Origin of the sequence: Microbacterium sp. (genome assembly GCF_052099035.1) — a bacterium.
Taxonomy (GTDB): domain Bacteria; phylum Actinomycetota; class Actinomycetes; order Actinomycetales; family Microbacteriaceae; genus Microbacterium.
On the sequence record NZ_JBQDSX010000015.1, the window covers coordinates 23,431 to 43,703 of the forward strand.

Sequence of the window (20,273 nt, forward strand, 5' to 3'; positions counted from 1 at the left end):
CGATCTGCCCCATACCGTCGTAGGGGAGGGTCAGGCCGGCTCCGCCAGTCCGGTGTCGTACGCGAAGATCACGGCGTGGACGCGGTCCCGCACACCGATCTTCGACAGCACTTTTCCCACGTGCGTCTTGACCGTCTGCTCGGCGATGAACAGCGTGCCGGCGATCTCACTGTTCGAGCGTCCCTGCCCGATGAGGGTGAGCACTTCGCGTTCGCGGTCGGTGAGATCGGCGAGAAGATTGGCGGATGCCGTGGCGCGAGGCTTCTGCGCGGCGAACTGTGCGATCATCCGACGAGTGACGCTGGGGGAGAGCAGCGCATCGCCGGCGGCGATGACGCGCACGGCGTGCACCAGCTCTTCCGGAAGGGCATCCTTCAGCAGAAAGCCACTCGCTCCGGCCTGAAGCGCGTCGTAGACGTAGTCGTCGATATCGAAGGTCGTCAGCATGAGGATCCGCGGAACTTTCGCTGCCGGATACGAAGGCCCGAGGATGCGGCGGGTCGCCTCGATGCCGTCCAGTTGCGGCATCCGTACATCCATCAGGATCACGTCGGGGTCCAGGCGACTGGCGAGTGCGACGGCCTCGAGACCGTCCGAGGCCTGGCCAGTGACGGTGATTCCTTCATGTGCGTCGAGGAGCGCGGCGAAGCCGGCTCGCACCATCGCCTGATCATCGGCGATGAGGACTTCGATCGTCACTGGGGGCCTTCCATAGGGGGTGTTAGCGGATTCCGAGGCAGTAGAGCCCTCACCGTCCAGATGCCATCAGCATCCGGTCCGGCGTTCACGCTGCCACCGAGCAGTGATGCACGCTCGCTCATGCCGCGCAGGCCATGACCACCGGGTGCGTCGACCGCCTCGCCACTGTACGCGTTGCGGACGACGACGGTGATGTCGGTGTCATCCGCCGTCAACGATACCGAGATCGGTACGCCGGGGGCGTGGCGGACGGCGTTGCTCAGCGCCTCCTGGGTGATCCGGTAGACGGCGAGCTGCGTTGCCATCGACACGCCGTCGCCGACCGCCTGGGTCAGCGACACATCGGCACCGGCGCGACGCGTGGTCTCCACAAGGGCGAGGATATCGTCGATCCCCTGCTGCGGGGCCAGCTCGGCTGTCTGATCCTCGGTGCGGAGGACGCCAAGGATCCGGCGCATCTCGGTGAGGGCGCCTCGAGCGGATGCGGCGATGTCATCGAACTCGGCGGCCGCTTCCGGAGCGAGATCCGGCACGCGGTAGCGCGCAGTGGATGCTTGGACCTGGATGAGCGACATGCTGTGCGCGACGACATCATGGAGCTCGCGCGCGATGCGCGTGCGCTCTTCCACGAGCTCGCGCTTGGCCTGCTCGTCGGCGGTGTTCGCGCGTTCCCTGGTGAGTTCGTCGCCGACGCGCAATCGCCCGGCGAACAGCACGGCCAGCAGGTAGACGCCGCTGACGATCGAGGTCGTGACGATGAGGGAGTCGCCGCTGGGGATCGAGACCAGCATGACTGCCGCACCGAGCCCTGCGGCAGTGCCCAGCGCGAGCTGGATGAGGCCGCGGCGCCAACCGTGCCCGATGGTGACCGAGGCCACCATGACGGCGAAGGCGATGAGCATTGGCACCGACCACGGCCACGGCGCGCTCACGGGGGCGTCGCGCGTGATCATCAGCGGGATGAGCAGCGCGGATGCCGTGAACAGAGCGATTGCGATACTCGGATAGCGGATCGAGACCAGGGGAGCACCGACAGCGACGAGTCCGAGCCCCATCGTCACAGCCACGGGGGAGCCGTATATGGCAGCGTGCACGGGCACGAGTACGGCGTAGAGGACGACGGCGATCGCCGCGAGAACCACAACGAGCGCGGTGGTGCGGTCGCGCGGCCAGATCCTGCGACGTCGGGAAGGCTTCTTCGGTCGATCCTTCTTCGCCGTCTTCACCCTCATGGGAGTCATCTTGCCACCTCGATCGCCACGGCCTCGCGGACTTCGGTGATGCTCTCCGGGGCGGCATCCGTCTCGGCGCCCCGGCGATGGCGACGGCGCAGTGCCGCCACACGGTCGATGACGACCCCGATGATGACCGCGAAGACGATTCCGAAGACTGCGCTGAGCAGTGGCTGGTCGGTGAGCCAGTGCCCGGCGACGAGGCCGATGAGAGCGCTGTAGATCGCCCAGCTGATGCCGGCGACAGCGCTCAAGGGCAGAAAGCGCCGCCAGGAGTAGCCCAGTGCCCCCGCAGACATGTTCACCACGACGCGGCCGACCGGAACGTAGCGGGCACCGAGAATCAGCGGCGCGCCGTTGCGCGCCAGTCTCTGCTGCGCGCGGGCGAAGGCAGCAGCGATACGCGGACGCCTCATCCACGCGAAGCGGGTCGTGCCGACCGCGCGACCGATGGCATAGGCGATGTTGTCCCCGATCATCGCGCCGATGGCTGCGACCGCGCACAGCAGCACGAGGTTGGTTCCGCCGGTGGATGCCGCGACCGCTGCGGCCGCGACCAGCACAGTCTCGCTCGGAATGGGTGGGAAGAACCCGTCGATCACCGCCGTCGCGAACATGACGAGGTACAGCCAGGGGGAGGAGGCAGCCTGCAGGATGAGGTCGTTGATGATGTCCACGGGGAGAATCTACGAACGAGGCGGGTGCGCACACATCACCCTGGGGTATCGACGGCGTCATACTCCAGAGGGGTCTTTGCCATCGGGCGTTTACACGGGCACCGCGATCTATACTGGGAGGCTGGCTCGGTGCGTTCTGCACCCGCTGGCCGAAAACCCCTCTGACGAAACGGACTACTGCTGTGCTTGCCGTGCACGACCTCGAGATTCGCGTTGGCGCCCGCCTCCTTATGGATGGCGTGTCGTTCCGCGTCTCCGACGGCGACAAGATCGGACTGGTCGGCCGCAACGGGGCCGGCAAGACGACCTTGACGAAGGTGCTCGCCGGGGACCTGATGCCCTCCGATGGCAAGGTGACGAAGTCCGGTGAGCTGGGCTACCTCCCGCAGGATCCTCGTTCCGGCGATCCGGAGATGCTCGCGCGTACGCGCATCCTCGACGCTCGTGGTCTCGGTACGATCCAGCTGGGACTGGCCAAGGCCGCTGAGGACATGGCTTCCACCGACCAGGCAGTCGCAGACAAGGCAATGCGTCGCTTCGGCAATCTCACCGAGAAGTTCGAAGGACTCGGCGGCTATGCGGCCGAAGCAGAAGCGGCATCCATCGCCAATAACCTCTCTCTGCCGGATCGGATTCTCGATCAGCCGCTGAAGTCGCTCTCCGGTGGTCAGCGCCGACGCATCGAGCTCGCGCGCATCCTCTTCTCGGATGCCGAGACGATGATCCTCGACGAGCCGACGAACCACCTCGACGCCGACAGTGTCGTGTGGCTGCGTGAATTCCTGAAGAACTACAAGGGCGGGCTGATCGTGATCAGCCACGACATCGAGATCGTCGGTGAGACGGTGAACCGCGTGTTCTACCTGGACGCGAACCGTCAGAGCATCGACATCTACAACATGAACTGGAAGAACTATCTGCGTCAGCGGGTGGCTGATGAGGAGCGCCGCAAGAAGGAGCGTGCGAACGCCGAGAAGAAGGCGACCTCGCTGCAGCAGCAGGCTGCCCGTTTCGGTGCGAAGGCCTCCAAGGCCGCGGCCGCGCACCAGATGGTCGCCCGCGCCGAGAAGCTCCTCGCCGGACTCGACGACGTGCGCGAGGCCGATCGCGTGGCGAAGCTGCGCTTCCCGAAGCCTGCACCGTGCGGAAAGACGCCGATGATGGCATCCGGCCTCTCGAAGTCCTACGGTTCACTGGAGATCTTCACCGACGTCGACCTCGCGATCGACCGCGGGTCGAAGGTCGTCGTGCTCGGCCTCAACGGTGCCGGCAAGACGACCCTGCTGCGGATGCTCGCGGGCGTCGACGAGCCCGACACCGGGCAGCTCGAACCGGGATTCGGCGTGAAGATCGGCTACTACGCCCAGGAGCACGAGAACCTCGACGTCGAGCGGTCGGTGCTGCAGAACATGGTGTCGGCTGCCCCGCACATCACCGAAATGGAAGCACGGCGCGTGCTCGGCTCGTTCCTGTTCACGGGCGATGACGTGCTCAAGCCCGCTGGGGTCCTCTCCGGTGGGGAGAAGACCCGTCTGTCGCTGGCGACCCTGGTGGTGTCATCGGCGAACCTGCTGCTGCTCGATGAGCCGACGAACAACCTCGACCCCGCGTCCCGCGAGGAGATCCTCGACGCGCTCGCACACTATGAGGGCGCCGTGGTGCTCGTCTCCCACGACCCGGGGGCAGTGCAGTCGCTGAACCCCGAGCGGGTGCTCATTCTGCCGGACGGCGTCGAGGACATCTGGAACCAGGAGTACCAGGACCTCATCGAGCTCGCGTAGCGCTGAGACACCACTTTCAGCGTGAGACCTCGCTTTCAGCGTGAGACATCACGGCAGGTGTGGTGTCTCGTGCGGCAGATGGTTTCTCGCAGACGGTAGCGTCGAAGCATGGCGGATCAGCAGCTGGCGAAGTCGTTCGAGGGCATCGGCGAGGAGTACGACCGGTATCGGCCGGGATTTCCGGATGCTGCAGCCCAGGCAATCCTGCCGGAGCGCGTGGATGCCGTGCTGGACCTCGGCGCTGGCACGGGGAAGTTCACCGCGCTGCTGATCTCGCGCGCGGCCCGTGTGGTCGCCGTCGAACCGTCGGCTGCGATGCTCGACGTGCTGCGGGCGAAGCTGCCAGCCGTAGAAGCATTGGTCGGTGGCGCCGAGAGCATCCCGCTGCCGGACGGGTCGATGGATGCCGTCACGGTCGCGCAGGCGTTCCACTGGTTCGATCGGGATGCCGCGTGTGCTGAGATTCGGCGGGTACTCGTGCCGGGCGGCACGCTGGCGCTGCTGTGGAACCACTCCGATCCGGACTGCGCGTGGGATCGGGCATGCCACCGTGTCGCGCATCCTGCCGTGAGCGCGGAGACCGACTCGACGACGGCATCCGCTGCCGACGAATTGCCGGGGTTCATCTTCGACCGCCGCAGTGAGATCGCCTGGTCCGAACAGATCACGCGAGAGGACTACATCGGCCGCTGGCTCACTGTCAGCAGTTTCCTCGCTGCCGACGAGGACACTCGCGCAGCCATGGTCGCTCAGCTCAACAGCATCCTCGACCGGGATCCGGCCACAGCAGATCGCACGACGTTCACGCTGCCCATGGTGACCGAGGTCTTCACCTACCGCGCGGTCTAACGGACCAGTTACTTGACGCCGAGGAAGCTGCGGTCCGTCAGGATGATCGGGCCGTCTGCGGTGATCGCGACGGTGTGCTCGGAGTGGGCGCCCCGCGATCCGTCAGCGCTGCGGAGTGTCCAGCCGTCGGCATCCGTTCGCAGCTCGTCGGTCGTCTGCAGGAACCACGGCTCGAGCGCGAGCACGAGTCCATCCCGCAGGGGGAAGCCGCGCCCGGCGCGACCATCGTTCGCAACGTGCGGGTCGCCATGCATCGTGCGACCGACGCCGTGGCCACCGAAGTCGGTGTTGATCGAGTAGCCCTCGCCGTGGGCGATCGCGGCGACGGCAGCAGAGATGTCTCCGATGCGGTTGCCGACCGTCGCTGCAGCGATGGCGGCATCCAACGCGCGCTCGGTCGTGTCGATCAGCCGCAGATCCTCATCGCGAGGCGTTCCGACGACGAACGACACGGCGGAGTCGGCGACCCAGCCGTCGACGGCGACAGCGAAGTCCAAGGAGACGAGATCGCCATCACGCAGCGTGTAGTCGTGGGGGAGCCCATGCAGCACCGCGTCATTGATCGAGGTGCAGATGACCTTGCCGAACGGTCCGTTGCCGAAGGAGGGCGCGTAGTCGATGTAGCAGGACTCCGCTCCGGCCTTGCGGATCAGGTCGTGGGCCTTGCGGTCGATCGACAGCAGATTCGTGCCGATCTTCGTCTCGTCGCGCAGCGTCGCCAGGGTTTCGGCGACGAAACGTCCCGCAGCCTTCATCTCTTCGATCTCGGCCGGGGTGCGCAGTTCGATCATGGGTGTTCCTCTCGTCCCCTCCATTCTCCCTGATCCGGGCATGCACCCGCTCACAGCGAACACGCGACTGCACATGCGCACGCCGACGTACCATCGGAGCATGTGGTTGCGACGAGCCTTCTATCGCTGGATGTTCCCGGCGGCGGTCGTGCTGCCGCTGTGGCTGCTGGTCGGCTGGGGCATCTTCAACGCCGGTGGATGGGCGTTCCTGTGGGTGCTGTTCATCGCGATTCCCTCCGTGCTCATCGGGCAGATCGTGCTGACCCTCCTCCAACGCGCCCGGCCGTCTGCGCGTGAGACGCGGATGGCGTCGTGGTGGGACGTGGCAGGAGTCGGCGTCTGGCATGCGCTCACGATCGCGGTCGGATGCTACCTGCAGGCGTGGTTCCCGTTGCTGCTGACCGCTGCGATCGCCGTCGCCATCGTGCTGTTCTGGCTGATGCTGCGACAGCTGTGGGCCGAGGCGCGCACGGCGGGGCCCGGCATCCGCATCATGACGACGTCGTCGGTGGATGCTGAGGCAGCATCTGCACCGCGCGTACCGCGCGACAGCGACAGCGAAGTCTTCGTCATCCGGGAGAAGCCGGCCTCCGAGCACTGACGTGGTTTTGTGGGACGTCTGATCCATGGCAGAATGAATGTTTGTGCCGTGACCGACTCTGCCTCAGGGGAGTCCGCGTGCGCTACATGCGCCGTTCAGCACACACTTCACGTATTCCTTCCATATTCATGCATCCGACCTGTGGCGAGTGCAGAGAGAGACGATCATGCAGATCCTGGACGCCGTCGACGCGGCATCGCTCCGTTCCGACATTCCCGAGTTCCGTCCCGGCGACACCGTCAAGGTGCACGTCAACATCGTTGAGGGCTCCCGCTCCCGTGTCCAGGTCTTCCAGGGCGTCGTCCTCGGTCGTCAGGGCGATGGCGTGCGCGAGACCTTCACGGTTCGCAAGATCAGCTTCCAGGTGGGCGTCGAGCGCACCTTCCCCGTGCACTCCCCGACGATCGACCACATCGAGATCGTCACCCGCGGTGATGTGCGTCGCGCGAAGCTCTACTACCTCCGCAACCTTCGCGGCAAGAAGGCCAAGATCAAGGAGAAGCGCGACAACTGAGCGCAGCTTTTCTTCACAGCACCCCGGGACACAGTGTCCCGGGGTGCTGCGTTCTCTCCGGAGTATGCGAACCTTGAACGTACCGCCGCTCGCGGTGCGAAGAACCCCCTGCGAAGGAATGCGATGACATCGGAAGCCGCTTCGGACGTCCCACAGAAGCGGCGTCGCGGATTCTGGATGTTCCTCCGCGATGTCCTCGTGATCATCGTGATCGCGGCTCTGGTCTCATTCCTGGTGAAGAGCTTCGTCGTACGGTCTTTCTACATCCCGTCGGCCTCGATGGAGAAGACTCTGATGGTCAATGACCGCATCCTCGTCGACGAGCTCACCCCACGATGGACCGGCTACGAGCGAGGCGACGTCGTCGTGTTCACAGACCCGGGCGGATGGCTTCCGGTCACGCCCAAGCCGGAGCGGGGACCGGTGGTATTCGAATGGGTCGACGGCTTGCTGACGCTGATCGGACTGACCTCATCGGACAGCGAGGATCATCTCGTCAAGCGCCTCATCGGGTTACCTGGAGATCACGTCGTGTGCTGCAACGCGCTGGGGCAGATCACGATCAACGATGCCCCGATCGATGAACTCTCGTATCTGGATCTCCCGGAGGGGGACACCGCGGCATCCAACGAGCCATTCGATGTCACTGTTCCCGAGGGATCGATCTGGGTGCTGGGGGACAACCGCGACCGATCGCAGGATGCGCGCGCGCATCAGGATCTGCCCAGCGGCGGATTCGTACCGTTGGACAGCGTCGTCGGCAAAGCCTTCCTGACCACGTGGCCGCTCTCGCGCATCGGCACGATCGATGGGCACCACGACATCTTCAACGGCGTGCCGGACCCGGAAGAATGACCGTCACCGCGCCACGACTCACGCTCGAGAGGAAGATTCTGACCGAGTACGGTCTGGTCATCTCGCTCGACGAGGTCGGACGTGGGGCACTCGCCGGCCCCGTCGTGGTCGGGGCCGCCGTGATGGATGCCGCCGGTGCCCGCCGCCGTGTCCCGGAAGGACTGCGCGACTCGAAGCTCGTCACAGAGAAGCGGCGCCCTGACGTCGCCGCACGCGCGGCCGCGTGGGTGCAGGCATCCGGGACAGGCTGGGCGAGCGCTGCCGAGGTCGACGACGTCGGGATCATGCACGCGCTGGGACTCGCGGCATCCCGCGCGATCGATGCGGTCGTTGCTGCGGGCGCAGTGCTCGATGATGCTCTGGTCATCCTCGACGGGAACCACGACTATGTCTCGCGCGTGCACGCGGCTCCGCTGCAGGTGCGATCGGTCATCAAAGGTGACCGCGACTGCGCGTCGGTCTCAGCCGCGTCGGTCATCGCGAAGGTCGCGCGCGACACGCACATGGCCGAGCGCCACCTCGAGCACCCGGTCTATCAGTGGGACCGCAACAAGGGCTATGCGAGCGCGGAGCATCGTGCGGCGATCCGCGAGTCGGGACTTTCGCCGCTGCACCGCGCATCATGGGCGATCTCCGATGCGCCCACACTGTTTTGAACTCATAGGATGGACTCATCATGGATGAAGAGGCATTCGACGACTACGACCGCGAACTCGAGCTCGCGCTGTTCCGCGAGTATCGAGATGTCGTAGGGCAGTTCCAGTACGTCGTCGAGACCGAGCGTCGGTTCTATCTCGCCAACGAGGTGAACGTCGTCCGTCGGGACACCGAGCACGATTTCTACTTCGAGATCTCGATGGTCGACGTGTGGGTGTGGGACATCTATCGCGCGGACCGCTTCGTGAAGGCCGTGCGCGTCCTCACGTTCAAGGACGTCAACGTCGAAGAGCTGCAGCGCCGCGAGTTCGAACTTCCCGAGGATCTGTCACTCGACGGCAAGTGACACGGTTATCCACAATCCGACTCTGCTGAGGTCGGATGCACCGATCGTGGGTTTACGGTGAACGCGTGCGCGGTGCGCGACGCAAGCTGTCTGCATGGCAGCGAAAGACGACTTCGGACGTGCGGGTGAAGAGCGCGCCGCGCACTATCTGAGAACCCACGGATATCAGGTGCTGGACCGCAACTGGCGGTGCAGTCAAGGCGAGATCGACATTCTCGCGGAGACCTGCGGGACGATCTGCATCGTCGAGGTGAAGACCAGGCGCAGCGTGGCGTTCGGGCATCCGTTCGACGCCGTGGACGATCGCAAGCGCGACCGCCTGTGGCGACTCGCCTACGCGTGGTGCAGAGATCACCCCGACCAGTCGGCGAACCGTGCGCTGCGGCTCGACGTGATCGGCGTCATCGGCGCCGACCCGATGACGGCCACCCTTGAGCACCTCGTGGATCTGCGATGAGAACGGCGCGCACATGGGCGGTTGCACTGACCGGTGTCGACGGCCACCTCGTGGAGATCGAGGCGGACGTGTCGAATCAGACACCCGGGTTCAAGATCGTGGGCCTGCCGGACAAAGCACTCGGCGAGGCCGCGCAGCGCGTGCACAATGCCGTGACGAACGCCGATCTGAAGCTCACGCGACTGCGTCTCACCGTCAACCTCTCGCCCGCCAGCCTCCCCAAGCACGGCAGCGGATTCGACCTCGGCATCGCGATCTCGGCAGTGGCCACCGGGGGAGTGCTGGATGCCGCGTCCCTCGCTCGCACCGTGCACATCGGCGAGCTCGGGCTGGACGGGCGCGTGCGGCCGGTTCCCGGGGTGCTCCCAGCCGTCTTCGCGGCATCTCGGGCCGGATTCGATCGCGTCATCGTGCCGCACGCGAACGCGGCCGAGGCGCGATTGGTGCCGGGCATGCAGGTGCGCGCGGCGACGACCCTTGCCGAGGTCGCGATGTGGCACGGTGCAGACGTCTCGGTCGCCGATGTCGAGCCCGTTGCCGCGGATGCCCGCGCTGCCGAGCCTCTGGAGAGGTTGGACCTGGCAGATGTCGTCGGCCAGGACGAGGCCGTCGAAGCGCTGATCGTCGCCGCGGCAGGTGGCCACCACATGCTGATGAGTGGTCCTCCCGGTGCGGGCAAGACAATGCTCGCACGGCGATTGCCGGGGATTCTTCCACCTCTGGCCGAGGATCACGCACTCGAAGTCGCTGCCGTCCGATCCCTTTCGGGCGCGGCTGTCAACGCACTCGACGACCTGCCGCCCCTGGAGGCTCCGCATCACAGTGCCTCGGTCGCCGCTCTGGTCGGAGGCGGCTCGCGTGTGGTGCGACCGGGCGCGATCGTTCGCGCGCACCGAGGTGTGCTCTTTCTCGACGAAGCAGCAGAATTTTCTCGAGTGGCGCTGGATGCGCTGCGCCAGCCGCTGGAGGCCGGATCCATCGAGATCGATCGAGCCGGATTCCGCGCTCACTTCCCGGCCAAGTTTCAGCTGGTACTGGCGACGAATCCATGCCCGTGCGGCAACTATGGCGTGCGTGGCGCGGAGTGCATCTGCCCGCCGATCGCCATCCGCAGATACTCGGCGAGGCTCTCCGGGCCACTCCGCGACCGCATCGACATCGATCTGCAGGTCGCCCGGGTTGCAGCGTCTCGAGCGACCTCGACCGAGCGCTCCGCGATGACCAGCGCAGAAGCGTCGAGCATGGTGGTGGCGGCCCGTGCACGCGCGTCTGAGCGCCTGGCTCAGACGCCGTGGTCACTCAACGCCGATGTTGCCGGAGCGTGGTTGCGCGCGGGCGAGCGGCGGCTGCCCCGCGAGGTGCGAGCACCACTGGACCGCGCTCTCGAGCGGGGACAGCTGACGCTGCGCGGCTACGACCGCGTGCTGCGATTGGCCTGGACGATGGCTGATCTGGCGGGTGCTGAGGCCCCGGGGAGCGAAGAGCTGGGACGAGCACTGTTTCTGAAGAGAGGACTCATCGCATGATCGACGAATTGCTCGGTGACACTGAGATACGCAGAGCGGCGGTTGCCGCCAGACCCGACATCGATCCCGCGATCACGATCGCACGAGTGAGTTGGGGTGTGGTGACAGAGCCCGGCGACGGGGTTGCCGGTGCGCTGATCGCTCAGCTCGGCGAATCCGAGGCGCTGCGCTTCGGATTGGGCCCGCAGAATTTTGGGTTGTCCGAGAAAGCGATCGAAGAAGGACGAAAGCGATGGATGCCGCGGGCGCAGCCGCGAGCGATCCGTGATGCGCTCCGAGATGCTGCCGAGGTCGGTGCCAGGTTGCTGCTGCCAGGGGATGCGGCGTGGCCGAGTGCGCTTGACGATCTCGGCGACCATGCGCCGGTTCTGCTGTGGGTACGGGGTGATCAGGACCAGCTGTCCTCGGCGGGCAGCGTTTCGATCGTCGGTGCTCGCGCCGCCACTGCCTATGGTGACGCTATCGCCAGCGAGCTGGCCGGTGACCTGGCGACGACCGGAACCCTTGTGGTCTCGGGCGGCGCATACGGGATTGACGGTGCTGCGCACCGGGCCGCGCTCGGGGTGGGAGGGAGCACCGTCGCATTCCTCGCCGGGGGAGTGGACCGTGCATATCCGGCCGGACATCAGCAGCTGTTCGAGCGCATCCGAGAATCGGGCGCGGTCGTCAGCGAACTTCCCTGCGGTGCTGCGCCGACGAAGTGGCGATTTCTGTCGAGAAATCGACTCATAGCAGCGCTCGGTGACGCTACCGTGGTCGTCGAGGCCGGATGGCGCAGTGGGTCTCTGAACACCGCGGGTCACGCGTCTGCGCTGGGGCGGCCCCTGGGTGCAGTGCCTGGACCTGTCACCAGCGCGGCATCCGCCGGCTGTCACCGGCTGCTGAGGGAGTATGACGCGCTGTGCGTAACGAATGCCGCGGAGGTGCGTGAGTTGACGGGAATGTCGCCGACGGGGACGCGCGGGGAGTCAAGGCCGGAGCCGGAGCAGGTGCAGCTGCTCGACGCGATGAGCACTCGTACGCCCCGAAGCCCAGCCGACCTCGCGCGCACCGCCGGGCTGTCGTCAGAGCGCGTCAAGGGTCTTCTCGGGACGCTGGCTCTGGAAGGCCGCGTCAGCCGTGAGGAGTTCGGATGGCTCCGCGTGACCGCATAGCGATCCCACCGGCGCGAAACTCATCGGGCCGTCACGTTCAGGCCCCTGGGTTTCAGGAGAGGATGGTCGCATGGTCTCAAAACGTCTCACGGCGATGCTTACCCTGTCAGCCGCAATCGTGCTTACCGGCTGTGCTGCCTCTGCCGCCGTCCCCGTCCGCACAGAGCTAGGCCCGAGTCTTAACGAGGTGAGGGACGATTCCGACGCGACGGTCGAGGAGATCATGGCCGAGTTCCCGGACGCGGAGCTCGTTACAGACATCCCGCAGGCGTTGAATGTCTACGGCTGCGTCGGAGAGGACGTCGGCATCGGGCATTGGATGAACGCGTTTTACTTCAGCACGACCGACATCGCGGTCGGGATCGACTCCGTGAGAGAGTCGCTCGCCAGCATTGAGACTTCGTACGGCACATCTGCACAGGAGATCGAATACGCGGACGGTTCGACGTGGCCCGTGCCCTCGCATCACCTGCTGCTGGAGGACGCGACCGGCTCCTACCTCCTCACCTTCGACGGGAGCGGTGGCTCTGGAACGGTGATGGCGCGTGTCATCACCGCCTGCGGGGACCTCCGCTGAGAGTGCACTCGCTCCCGACGAGGCCGGAGACAGCCGTGTCGAATCGGCGGGGCATCCACCCGTCTTGCGTGCACAGCGGCAAGCTGAACCGTATGGAGTTCACCGCCGCCGCGGACGCTTTCACCGCGTACCTGGACCAGGTACGACGGCTCTCTCCAGCGACCGTGCGGGCATACCGCTCCGATCTGCGCGACCTCGCGGACTCCATCGATGACGCAGCGCTCGGGGACGTCGACCTGGAGATGCTCCGGGCCTGGCTGTGGCGAGCCACGCAGCGCGGCGACGCCAGATCCACTCTCGCCCGGCGGGCTGCGGCGGCGCGATCTTTCTTCTCGTGGGCCAAGGAGGAAGAACACATCAGTATCGACCCCAGCCTGCGACTGATCGCACCCAAGCGGGGGCGGACCCTTCCCGCGGTCGCCTCGCAGGAAGGCATGCGCGAACTACTCGATGCGCGTGCCCTCGCGGCAGCAGATGGTGATCCGGAGGCTCTGCGCGATCACGCCATCCTCGAGCTGCTGTACGGATCGGGCATGCGCGTCTCCGAACTCTGCGGTCTCGACGTCGACGACATCGACCTGGAGCGCTCCACCGCGCGCGTGCTCGGCAAGGGATCCAAAGAGCGCGTCGTCCCGTTCGGGCGGCCCGCGCGCGATGCCATCTCTGCTTTTCTCATTCGTGGACGCCCAGCTCTTCTCGCGCGCGCAACGAATACGACTCCGGCGGTGTTCCTCGGCGCTCGGGGCGGGAGAATGGGGCCGCGCGCCGTGTACACACTCGTCGCTCGTGCTCTCGGACCGATCATCGGGGCGGATGCCGTCGGCCCACACGCCCTGCGTCATTCCGCAGCCACGCACCTGCTCGACGGCGGGGCCGATCTCCGTGCGGTGCAGGAGATTCTCGGGCATGCGAGCCTCGGCACGACGCAGATCTACACGCACGTCTCCACGGAGCGACTCACAGCGACCTACCGGCTCGCGCACCCGCGCGCGTGATCGCGTCGCAGCACGGCAGCAGGATCGCCCGCGGCACATCCCCGAACATCAGCATCGGATTCGTATAGACGCCATCGACTCGCACGCCCAGATGCATCGTGCCCGTTGCCGCGTGACCACCGCTGGCGACCGTGCCGATCGCGTCTCCGGCGCGTACGGCGGTTCCCGGCACCAGTTCGGAGGCGAGGGGCTCGAATGTGGATATCACCCCATCACCGTGGTCGATCGTCAGCAGCGCCCGATCGACCACGACACCACGGAAGGCCACGACGCCGTCGGCCGGTGCCCGCACGACGGTCCCCGTTGCTGTCGCGATATCGACACCGCGATGGCCGGGGCCGTAGTCGTGCGCAGGCGCGCGGAACGGTTCTGCGACAGTGCGCGCCCCATCGACGGGCCAGACCCAGCTGCCGGCGTCATCGGGCATTGCCGCCGCAGCAGGAAGCAGCATCAGCAGCGCGAGAATCGTCAGGAGGCGCGCCGGCGCGAAGGAACGAGCGCGGAGGCGGTGTTGCACACGCTTCTGTTTCGGCATCCGTCCATCGTCGTCCGCTCGCGCCCCGTCCATCCGGGCCAACCCCGCGAACGGGGGAGAACTCGCAGAATTCTCCGCCGGTGGACACGCAGTGCGGCGCCGCGGATCCTGTACACTTGAGGTCGCACCTCGATTTTCGGGGTGACTACGCGTGCCCAAAGCGATCGAAGTCCGCACGGACCGACCTCGCGGCATCCACTCCCACAGGTCCTGCTCTCACGAGCGGGTGGGCGTGTGCCGGGCACTAGGAATACCGATCACCTGATCGGTGACATAACCTCAACGGCGCGAGAGCGCCAGAAACAGGAGACGACCATGGCTGTGGTCACCATCCGCCAGCTGCTCGACAGCGGCGTGCACTTCGGACACCAGACTCGCCGGTGGAACCCGAAGGTGAAGCGCTTCATCCTCACCGAGCGCAGCGGCATCCACATCATCGACCTTCAGCAGTCGCTGGGCTACATCGACTCGGCCTACGACTTCGTCAAGGAGACGGTTGCCCGCGGCGGCACCATCCTCTTCGTCGGAACGAAGAAGCAGGCGCAGGAGATCCTCGCCGAGCAGGCGACCCGCGTGGGCCAGCCCTTCGTGAACCAGCGCTGGCTCGGTGGACTCCTCACCAACTTCCAGACGATCTCCAAGCGTCTCGCACGCATGAAGGAGCTCGAGGAGCTCGACTACGAGGTCCCGGCGAACAGCGGCTTCACCAAGAAAGAGCTCCTGCTCAAGAAGCGCGAGCTCGACAAGCTGCACAAGTCGCTCGGCGGCATCCGCAACCTCACCAAGACGCCTTCGGCTCTGTGGGTCGTCGACGCCAAGCGCGAGCACCTCGCTATCGACGAGGCCAAGAAGCTCGGCATCCCGGTGATCGGCATCCTCGACACCAACGCCGACCCGGACGACTTCCAGTACCCGATCCCCGGCAACGACGACGCGATCCGTTCGGTCTCGCTGCTGACGCGCATCATCGCTGACGCCGCGGCCGAGGGCCTGCAGCAGAAGCACAACCCCGAGTCGGGCGACGCTGAGCCGCTGGCCGAGTGGGAGGCCGAACTTCTTCAGGCACCCGCCGACGACGCTGAGAAGGCCGACGACGCTGAGAAGGCCGCCGACGCTGAGCCGACGAACGTGGAAGAGTCCTCCGAGGCGCCGGCTGATGCCGCCGCTGACAAGGCCGACGCCGCTGAGGCCGCTGCTGAGCAGGAGCTCGTCATCGACGAGTCCGCTGCGGATGCTTCCGGCGCTGCTGCTGCAGCAGACGCCAAGTAATTTCGCCTACACACACCTAACGAAGCAAGGAGCCACGACACATGGCCAACTTCACCATCGCTGACATCAAGGCGCTGCGTGAGCAGCTCGGCACCGGAATGGTCGACACCAAGAAGGCGCTCGAAGAGGCTGAGGGAGACCGCCAGAAGGCGGTCGAGATCCTTCGCCTCAAGGGTGCCAAGGGCAACGCCAAGCGTGCTGATCGCTCCACCAGTGAGGGACTCGTCGTCTCGCGTGAGCTTGACGGCGCCGTGACGCTCGTCGAGCTCGCCTGCGAGACCGACTTCGTCGCGAAGAACGAGCGCTTCATCGCACTGGCGGACAAGGTCGTGGATGCCACGGCTGCCGCCAAGGCGAACACAGTCGAAGAGGGGCTCGCCGCTGCCGCTGGAAGCCAGACGGTCGCTGAGCTGATCTCCGACGAGGCAGCCATCATCGGCGAGAAGGTCGAACTGCGTCAGGTCCGCACCGTCACCGGCGACGCGGTCCAGGTGTACATGCACCGCACGAGCAAGGACCTTCCCCCGCAGATCGGTGTCGTCGTCGCCTACACGGGTGATGACGCCGAAACTGCTCGCAGCATCGCGCAGCACATCTCGTTCGCCAACCCGTCGTACCTCAGCCGCGAAGATGTTCCGGTTGATGCCGTCGAGAAGGAGCGCGAGATCGTCACCGAGATCTCTCGCAACGAGGGCAAGCCCGAGGCTGCTCTTCCGAAGATCGTCGAAGGCCGCGTCTCTGCATTCATCAAGCAGGTCGCACTGCTCGAGCAGGACTACGCCAAGGACAACAAGCTCTCTGTCGCCCAGGTCGCGAAGGACGCCGGTATCACCGTGACGGACTTCGCGCGCTTCAAGGTCGGCGCGTAGCAAGGTCGAAGGGGTTCGGATCAACACGATCCGAACCCCTTCTTCATGCCCAAAAGGCACTATCTTGAATCGGGACGAGAGGATTACCTACACATGACTGAACGCACCGGACGCCGTCGCGTCCTTCTCAAACTCTCCGGGGAAGCTTTCGGTGGAGGTCAGCTCGGGGTCAATCCCGATGTCGTCAGCCAGATCGCGCGTGATATTGCCGCCGCCGTCTCCGAAGTCGAGATCGCGATCGTCGTCGGTGGAGGCAATTTCTTCCGCGGCGCAGAGCTCAGCCAGCGCGGCATGGATCGCGGACGAGCGGACTACATGGGCATGCTCGGGACAGTGATGAACGCCCTCGCGCTGCAGGACTTCCTCGAACAGGCCGGTGCACCGACCCGCGTGCAGTCCGCCATTTCGATGACACAGGTCGCGGAGCCGTACATTCCCCTTCGTGCGGAGCGGCACATGGAGAAGGGGAGAGTCGTCGTCTTCGGCGCGGGCGCCGGACTCCCGTACTTCTCCACCGATACCGTCGCGGCCCAGCGTGCCCTCGAGATCGGCGCGCAGGAAGTGCTGGTCGCGAAGAACGGCGTCGATGGGATCTACACCGCTGATCCGCACAAGGACCCCTCGGCGACCCGCATCGAGAAGGTGACCTACATCGACGCGCTCCAGCGCGGTCTCAAGGTCGTCGATTCGACGGCTTTCAGCCTCTGCATGGACAACAAGATGGACATGCGCGTGTTCGGCATGGAGCCTGCGGGCAACGTCACGCGTGCTCTCCTCGGTGAGCGGATCGGTACGCTCGTCACTGCGTGACCGCCGTTACCAGGGTGCAGTCGTGTACCCGGATAGAATCGTAAGAACCCCCTGATGATAGGAGCCACCGTGATCGCGGACGTCCTCGCCGAAACCGCCTCTCGCATGACACGAGCCTTCGAGTCCGCGAAGGAGGACTTCGCCACCGTGCGCACAGGGCGTGCGAACCCGCAGATGTTCCAGAAAGTGCTGGTCGACTACTACGGTTCGCCCACGCCGCTCGCGCAGCTCGCGTCGCTTGCGAACCCTGAGGCGCGCTCGCTCATCATCACGCCCTACGACAAGTCGGCGCTGAAAGCTATCGAGCAGGCGATCCGCGACATGCCGAACCTCGGGGCCAACCCCACGAACGACGGAAACATCGTGCGTGTCACGATGCCGGAGCTGACCCAGGAGCGTCGCAAAGAGTATGTGAAGCTCGTGCGCAGCAAGGGCGAGGACGCGAAGGTCCATGTTCGCGGCATCCGTCGTAAGTCCAAGGACGAGCTTGACGCTCTCAAGAGCGAGGTCGGCGAAGACGAGATTGCTCGTGGCGAGAAGGAGCTGGATGCGATCACCCGACAGCACGTGGATCTCATCGACGACGCGCTCAAGCGCAAAGAGACCGAGCTGCTCGAGGTCTGATCAAGTATGAATGATCCGATCGGAGACGCCGACGAGGGGCAGCCGCTGACACGGCGCGAGGCCCGTGGTGCGGCGAGCCCGAACGGAACCGCGCCCGTCCAGCCGATCCCTGCGGCTGACGAGACCGCCGTTCCTCCCCGGCCGCCGCTGCCGCAGTCGGCTGATCCGGCGGCGATGATGCGCGAGCAGCTCAAACAGGCTCGTGGTGATTTTGAGACGCACGTCAGCCAGGCCCGTGAGCACCTCGATCAGGCCAATGAGCGCATCAAGGCTCGCACCGGACGCGACCTGATCCTCGCGACTCTCGTCGGGCTCGCATTCGGAGCGGTCCTACTGGGGTCGCTGGTGTTCATCAAGGAGCTGTTCATCCCGATCGCCTTGGCGATCGCTGTGCTGGGCATCTTCGAATTTTCCCGAGCGCTGCGCACGGCGGGACGCCGGATCGACATCGTTCCGCAGCTGATCGCCGGAGTCGCGCTCGTGCTCGCCGGCTACTTCGCGCCTCCGTGGCTCACCTGGGTCGCCCTGCTTTTCGCGGTGGCGTTCGTGATCGTCTGGCGCCTCCTGGCTCAGATGATCGTCAAGGATGGCCGCACCTACGGTGATGTGCTGACGGATGCCGTCGTCGGTGGGTTCGTTCAGATCTACGTGCCCTTCCTCGCCGGGCTCGCCCTCATGCTGACGCAGCAGGAAGGCGGCCAGTGGTGGGTGATCGCCTTCGTCGGAATCGCCGTTGCCGCCGATACCGGCGCGTACGCCGCCGGCGTCGCGATCGGCAAGCACCCGATGGCGCCACGCATCAGCCCGAAGAAGACCTGGGAAGGTTTCGGCGGTGCTGTGATCGCTGCGATCGTCGCTGGTGTGCTCTTTTCCATCCTGCTCCTGGACATGTCCTGGTGGGCCGGTGTCATCTTCGGCATCGTGATCCTGCTGTCGGCCACGCTGGGAGACCTCAGCGAGTCGATGATCAAGCGTGATATCGGAATCAAAGACATGAGCTCCTGGTTGCCCGGGCACGGCGGGATGCTCGATCGTGTCGACAGCATCCTGCCCTCGACGGTGCCTGCGCTCATCCTCTACTTCCTGCTATCTCCCTGGGCGGTACTCGCATGACTTCCGAAACAGCGAACGATGCGACGCAGGAGCGTGCTTCGGGCTCGTTCCGCGTGGTGAGCGGTTCCGGCCGTGGGTACCACCCGGCAGCTGTCGACAAATTCCTGGCTGCCGCACGCGAGAGCTTCGAGGTTGGTGGGGATCTCACGGCCGCCGACGTGCGGGAAGCATCATTCCCCCTGGTCAAGGGCGGATACGTGATCGCCGACGTCGACGCAGCCCTGGGCCGCATCGAAGATGCTTTCGCCGCCCGCCAGCGCGATCAGATCGTGCGCGACGGCGGTACGGAGGAGTGGGTGACCCAGGCGCGCGAACAGGCGCAGGTGATCCTGGATCACCTCGCGCGCAGTCGGCGCAGCAAGTTCGCCCGCACAGGTTTTCTCACCTTCGGCTATCGCGTCGACGAGGTCGATCACGTGGCAGGGCGGATCGTGCGCTACCTGCGCGATGGTGACGAGCTCAGTGTCGAGCAGCTGCGATCTGCTGCATTCCGGATGCAGCGCCATGGGTACCGCGAGGAGCAGGTGGATGCGCTGCTGGATGCCACGATCGATGTCATGCTCGCGGTCCGCTGAGGCTCTCATGGTGAATTCAGGTGGTGCTGGCTAGTATGGGGTCTATTGTGACTTCCGGTACTGAGATCGATCCCGCACGCGGTTCAGCCGCTCCGGTCGCATCCGCAGCCCCGAACGCGACCGTCTCTGCGAAGCGAACGCCTGCGAAGCGATATTGGACCCGCAGACGCAGCGTTGCTGGTTGCCTGGCGGCCTTCGGCGTCGTCGCGCTTGCGGCCGCTGTCGTCGCCCCCACAGGCATGGCGCTGGCTGAGCAGCCGGCCGCCGACACCACGACTGCGTTCTCTCTCGCGGTACAGGACACGCAGGACCTCACCGTCACCGTCGCGGGCGCTACGATCGAGCCGGTCACCCGCGGCAACTTCGAGGTGTACGTCACGCCAACTCCCACACCGACACCCGAACCTGAGGTGGCATCGGTCGACGAGGCCGCTGAGTCTTCGGAATCTTCGGACTCCTCCGGCGGCGGACCGTTGTTCTACAGCGGGGGCGGCGCCCCTGCAGAGTGGATGGCCGCAGCGGGGATCGCAGCGAGCGACTGGGGCTATGTCGATTACGTCGTCTCCAAGGAGAGCGGCTGGAACCCGAACGCTACGAACAGTTCGTCCGGTGCATGCGGCCTCGTTCAGGCATTGCCCTGCAGCAAGGTGCCCGGCAACGGTTACGACCCGGTTGACAACCTCCGTTGGGCTAACGGCTACGCCACCGGTCGCTACGGCAGTTGGGCCGGAGCGTATGAGTTCTGGATCAACAACAACTGGTGGTAA

General features: G+C 65.6%; 24 protein-coding genes. 19 read left to right on the plus strand and 5 right to left on the minus strand.

Annotation, left to right across the window (positions count from 1 at the left end):
• Positions 1–30: 30 nt before the first annotated feature.
• The 3 genes from ACTIAO_RS06790 to ACTIAO_RS06800 are packed head-to-tail and all read right to left on the minus strand — an operon-like array spanning position 31 to position 2,608.
• Positions 31–699, minus strand: a complete 669-nt coding sequence (locus ACTIAO_RS06790) for a response regulator (RefSeq protein WP_441905521.1) — start codon at positions 697–699, stop codon at positions 31–33.
• Positions 696–1,931: a sensor histidine kinase gene (locus tag ACTIAO_RS06795; protein WP_441905522.1), complete on the minus strand. Its 1,236-nt coding sequence runs from the start codon at positions 1,929–1,931 to the stop codon at positions 696–698. The genes ACTIAO_RS06790 and ACTIAO_RS06795 overlap by 4 nt, the downstream gene beginning before the upstream one ends.
• A 5-nt stretch (positions 1,932–1,936) precedes the next feature.
• Positions 1,937–2,608, minus strand: a complete 672-nt coding sequence (locus tag ACTIAO_RS06800) for a DedA family protein (RefSeq protein WP_441905523.1) — start codon at positions 2,606–2,608, stop codon at positions 1,937–1,939.
• 182 nt (positions 2,609–2,790) lie between these two features.
• Here ACTIAO_RS06800 and ACTIAO_RS06805 point away from each other — a divergent pair, with 182 nt between their 5' ends.
• Both ACTIAO_RS06805 and ACTIAO_RS06810 read left to right on the plus strand, forming a co-directional pair.
• The gene (locus tag ACTIAO_RS06805) at positions 2,791–4,389 is read left to right on the plus strand and encodes an ABC-F family ATP-binding cassette domain-containing protein (RefSeq protein WP_441905524.1); all 1,599 of its coding nucleotides are present in this window, start codon (positions 2,791–2,793) and stop codon (positions 4,387–4,389) included.
• 108 nt (positions 4,390–4,497) lie between these two features.
• A complete protein-coding gene (locus ACTIAO_RS06810) occupies positions 4,498–5,238 on the plus strand; it encodes a class I SAM-dependent methyltransferase (RefSeq protein WP_441905525.1) in 741 nt (246 codons plus the stop codon).
• 8 nt (positions 5,239–5,246) lie between these two features.
• Here the strand turns inward: ACTIAO_RS06810 and map are convergent, their stop codons facing one another.
• The gene (gene map, locus ACTIAO_RS06815) at positions 5,247–6,029 is read right to left on the minus strand and encodes a type I methionyl aminopeptidase (RefSeq protein ID WP_441905526.1); all 783 of its coding nucleotides are present in this window, start codon (positions 6,027–6,029) and stop codon (positions 5,247–5,249) included.
• Between the two features lie 100 nt (positions 6,030–6,129).
• Here map and ACTIAO_RS06820 point away from each other — a divergent pair, with 100 nt between their 5' ends.
• From ACTIAO_RS06820 to ACTIAO_RS06865, 10 genes are all read left to right on the plus strand, one after another.
• On the plus strand, positions 6,130–6,630 hold the full coding sequence (locus tag ACTIAO_RS06820; RefSeq protein ID WP_441905527.1) for an MFS transporter permease: 501 nt from the start codon (positions 6,130–6,132) through the stop codon (positions 6,628–6,630).
• A 166-nt stretch (positions 6,631–6,796) separates the two neighbouring features.
• The gene (gene rplS / locus ACTIAO_RS06825; RefSeq protein WP_441905528.1) at positions 6,797–7,144 is read left to right on the plus strand and encodes a 50S ribosomal protein L19; all 348 of its coding nucleotides are present in this window, start codon (positions 6,797–6,799) and stop codon (positions 7,142–7,144) included.
• 123 nt (positions 7,145–7,267) lie between these two features.
• Entirely contained in the window at positions 7,268–7,999 is a 732-nt protein-coding gene (gene lepB, locus ACTIAO_RS06830; RefSeq protein ID WP_441905529.1) for a signal peptidase I, read from the plus strand.
• Positions 7,996–8,655, plus strand: a complete 660-nt coding sequence (locus ACTIAO_RS06835; RefSeq protein WP_441905530.1) for a ribonuclease HII — start codon at positions 7,996–7,998, stop codon at positions 8,653–8,655. Before lepB ends, ACTIAO_RS06835 begins: the two co-directional genes overlap by 4 nt.
• Positions 8,656–8,675: 20 nt before the next feature.
• A complete protein-coding gene (locus ACTIAO_RS06840; protein WP_441905531.1) occupies positions 8,676–9,002 on the plus strand; it encodes a DUF2469 family protein in 327 nt (108 codons plus the stop codon).
• Positions 9,003–9,096: 94 nt separating this feature from the next.
• Complete coding sequence (locus tag ACTIAO_RS06845) at positions 9,097–9,459, plus strand: YraN family protein (RefSeq protein ID WP_441905532.1); 363 nt, start codon at positions 9,097–9,099, stop codon at positions 9,457–9,459.
• Positions 9,456–10,985 carry a YifB family Mg chelatase-like AAA ATPase gene (locus tag ACTIAO_RS06850; protein WP_441905533.1) on the plus strand — a complete coding sequence of 510 codons (1,530 nt, stop codon included), beginning with the start codon at positions 9,456–9,458 and terminating at the stop codon, positions 10,983–10,985. The genes ACTIAO_RS06845 and ACTIAO_RS06850 overlap by 4 nt, the downstream gene beginning before the upstream one ends.
• Positions 10,982–12,139 (plus strand): DNA-processing protein DprA, encoded by a 1,158-nt coding sequence (dprA, locus tag ACTIAO_RS06855; RefSeq protein WP_441905534.1) that lies wholly within the window; start codon positions 10,982–10,984, stop codon positions 12,137–12,139. The genes ACTIAO_RS06850 and dprA overlap by 4 nt, the downstream gene beginning before the upstream one ends.
• Before the next feature lie 70 nt (positions 12,140–12,209).
• Entirely contained in the window at positions 12,210–12,716 is a 507-nt protein-coding gene (locus ACTIAO_RS06860) for a hypothetical protein (protein WP_441905535.1), read from the plus strand.
• A gap of 92 nt (positions 12,717–12,808) precedes the next feature.
• On the plus strand, positions 12,809–13,711 hold the full coding sequence (locus ACTIAO_RS06865) for a tyrosine recombinase (RefSeq protein ID WP_441905536.1): 903 nt from the start codon (positions 12,809–12,811) through the stop codon (positions 13,709–13,711).
• Here the strand turns inward: ACTIAO_RS06865 and ACTIAO_RS06870 are convergent.
• Complete coding sequence (locus tag ACTIAO_RS06870) at positions 13,674–14,246, minus strand: murein hydrolase activator EnvC family protein (RefSeq protein WP_441905537.1); 573 nt, start codon at positions 14,244–14,246, stop codon at positions 13,674–13,676. The two genes, ACTIAO_RS06865 and ACTIAO_RS06870, sit on opposite strands and share 38 nt — an antisense overlap.
• Positions 14,247–14,561: 315 nt before the next feature.
• On the opposite strand from ACTIAO_RS06870, the gene rpsB reads away from it, so the two are divergent.
• From rpsB to ACTIAO_RS06905, 7 genes are all read left to right on the plus strand, one after another.
• Positions 14,562–15,515, plus strand: a complete 954-nt coding sequence (gene rpsB / locus ACTIAO_RS06875) for a 30S ribosomal protein S2 (protein WP_441905538.1) — start codon at positions 14,562–14,564, stop codon at positions 15,513–15,515.
• 41 nt (positions 15,516–15,556) lie between these two features.
• On the plus strand, positions 15,557–16,384 hold the full coding sequence (gene tsf / locus ACTIAO_RS06880) for a translation elongation factor Ts (RefSeq protein ID WP_441905539.1): 828 nt from the start codon (positions 15,557–15,559) through the stop codon (positions 16,382–16,384).
• 93 nt (positions 16,385–16,477) lie between these two features.
• Positions 16,478–17,194, plus strand: coding sequence for a UMP kinase (pyrH, locus tag ACTIAO_RS06885; RefSeq protein WP_441905540.1), 717 nt, complete (start codon positions 16,478–16,480; stop codon positions 17,192–17,194).
• Positions 17,195–17,263: 69 nt separating this feature from the next.
• The gene (frr, locus tag ACTIAO_RS06890) at positions 17,264–17,818 is read left to right on the plus strand and encodes a ribosome recycling factor (RefSeq protein WP_441905541.1); all 555 of its coding nucleotides are present in this window, start codon (positions 17,264–17,266) and stop codon (positions 17,816–17,818) included.
• Positions 17,819–17,824: 6 nt separating this feature from the next.
• A complete protein-coding gene (locus tag ACTIAO_RS06895) occupies positions 17,825–18,931 on the plus strand; it encodes a phosphatidate cytidylyltransferase (protein ID WP_441905542.1) in 1,107 nt (368 codons plus the stop codon).
• Positions 18,928–19,506, plus strand: a complete 579-nt coding sequence (locus tag ACTIAO_RS06900) for a DivIVA domain-containing protein (RefSeq protein WP_441905543.1) — start codon at positions 18,928–18,930, stop codon at positions 19,504–19,506. Before ACTIAO_RS06895 ends, ACTIAO_RS06900 begins: the two co-directional genes overlap by 4 nt.
• Positions 19,507–19,553: 47 nt before the next feature.
• Positions 19,554–20,273 (plus strand): transglycosylase SLT domain-containing protein, encoded by a 720-nt coding sequence (locus ACTIAO_RS06905; protein ID WP_441905544.1) that lies wholly within the window; start codon positions 19,554–19,556, stop codon positions 20,271–20,273.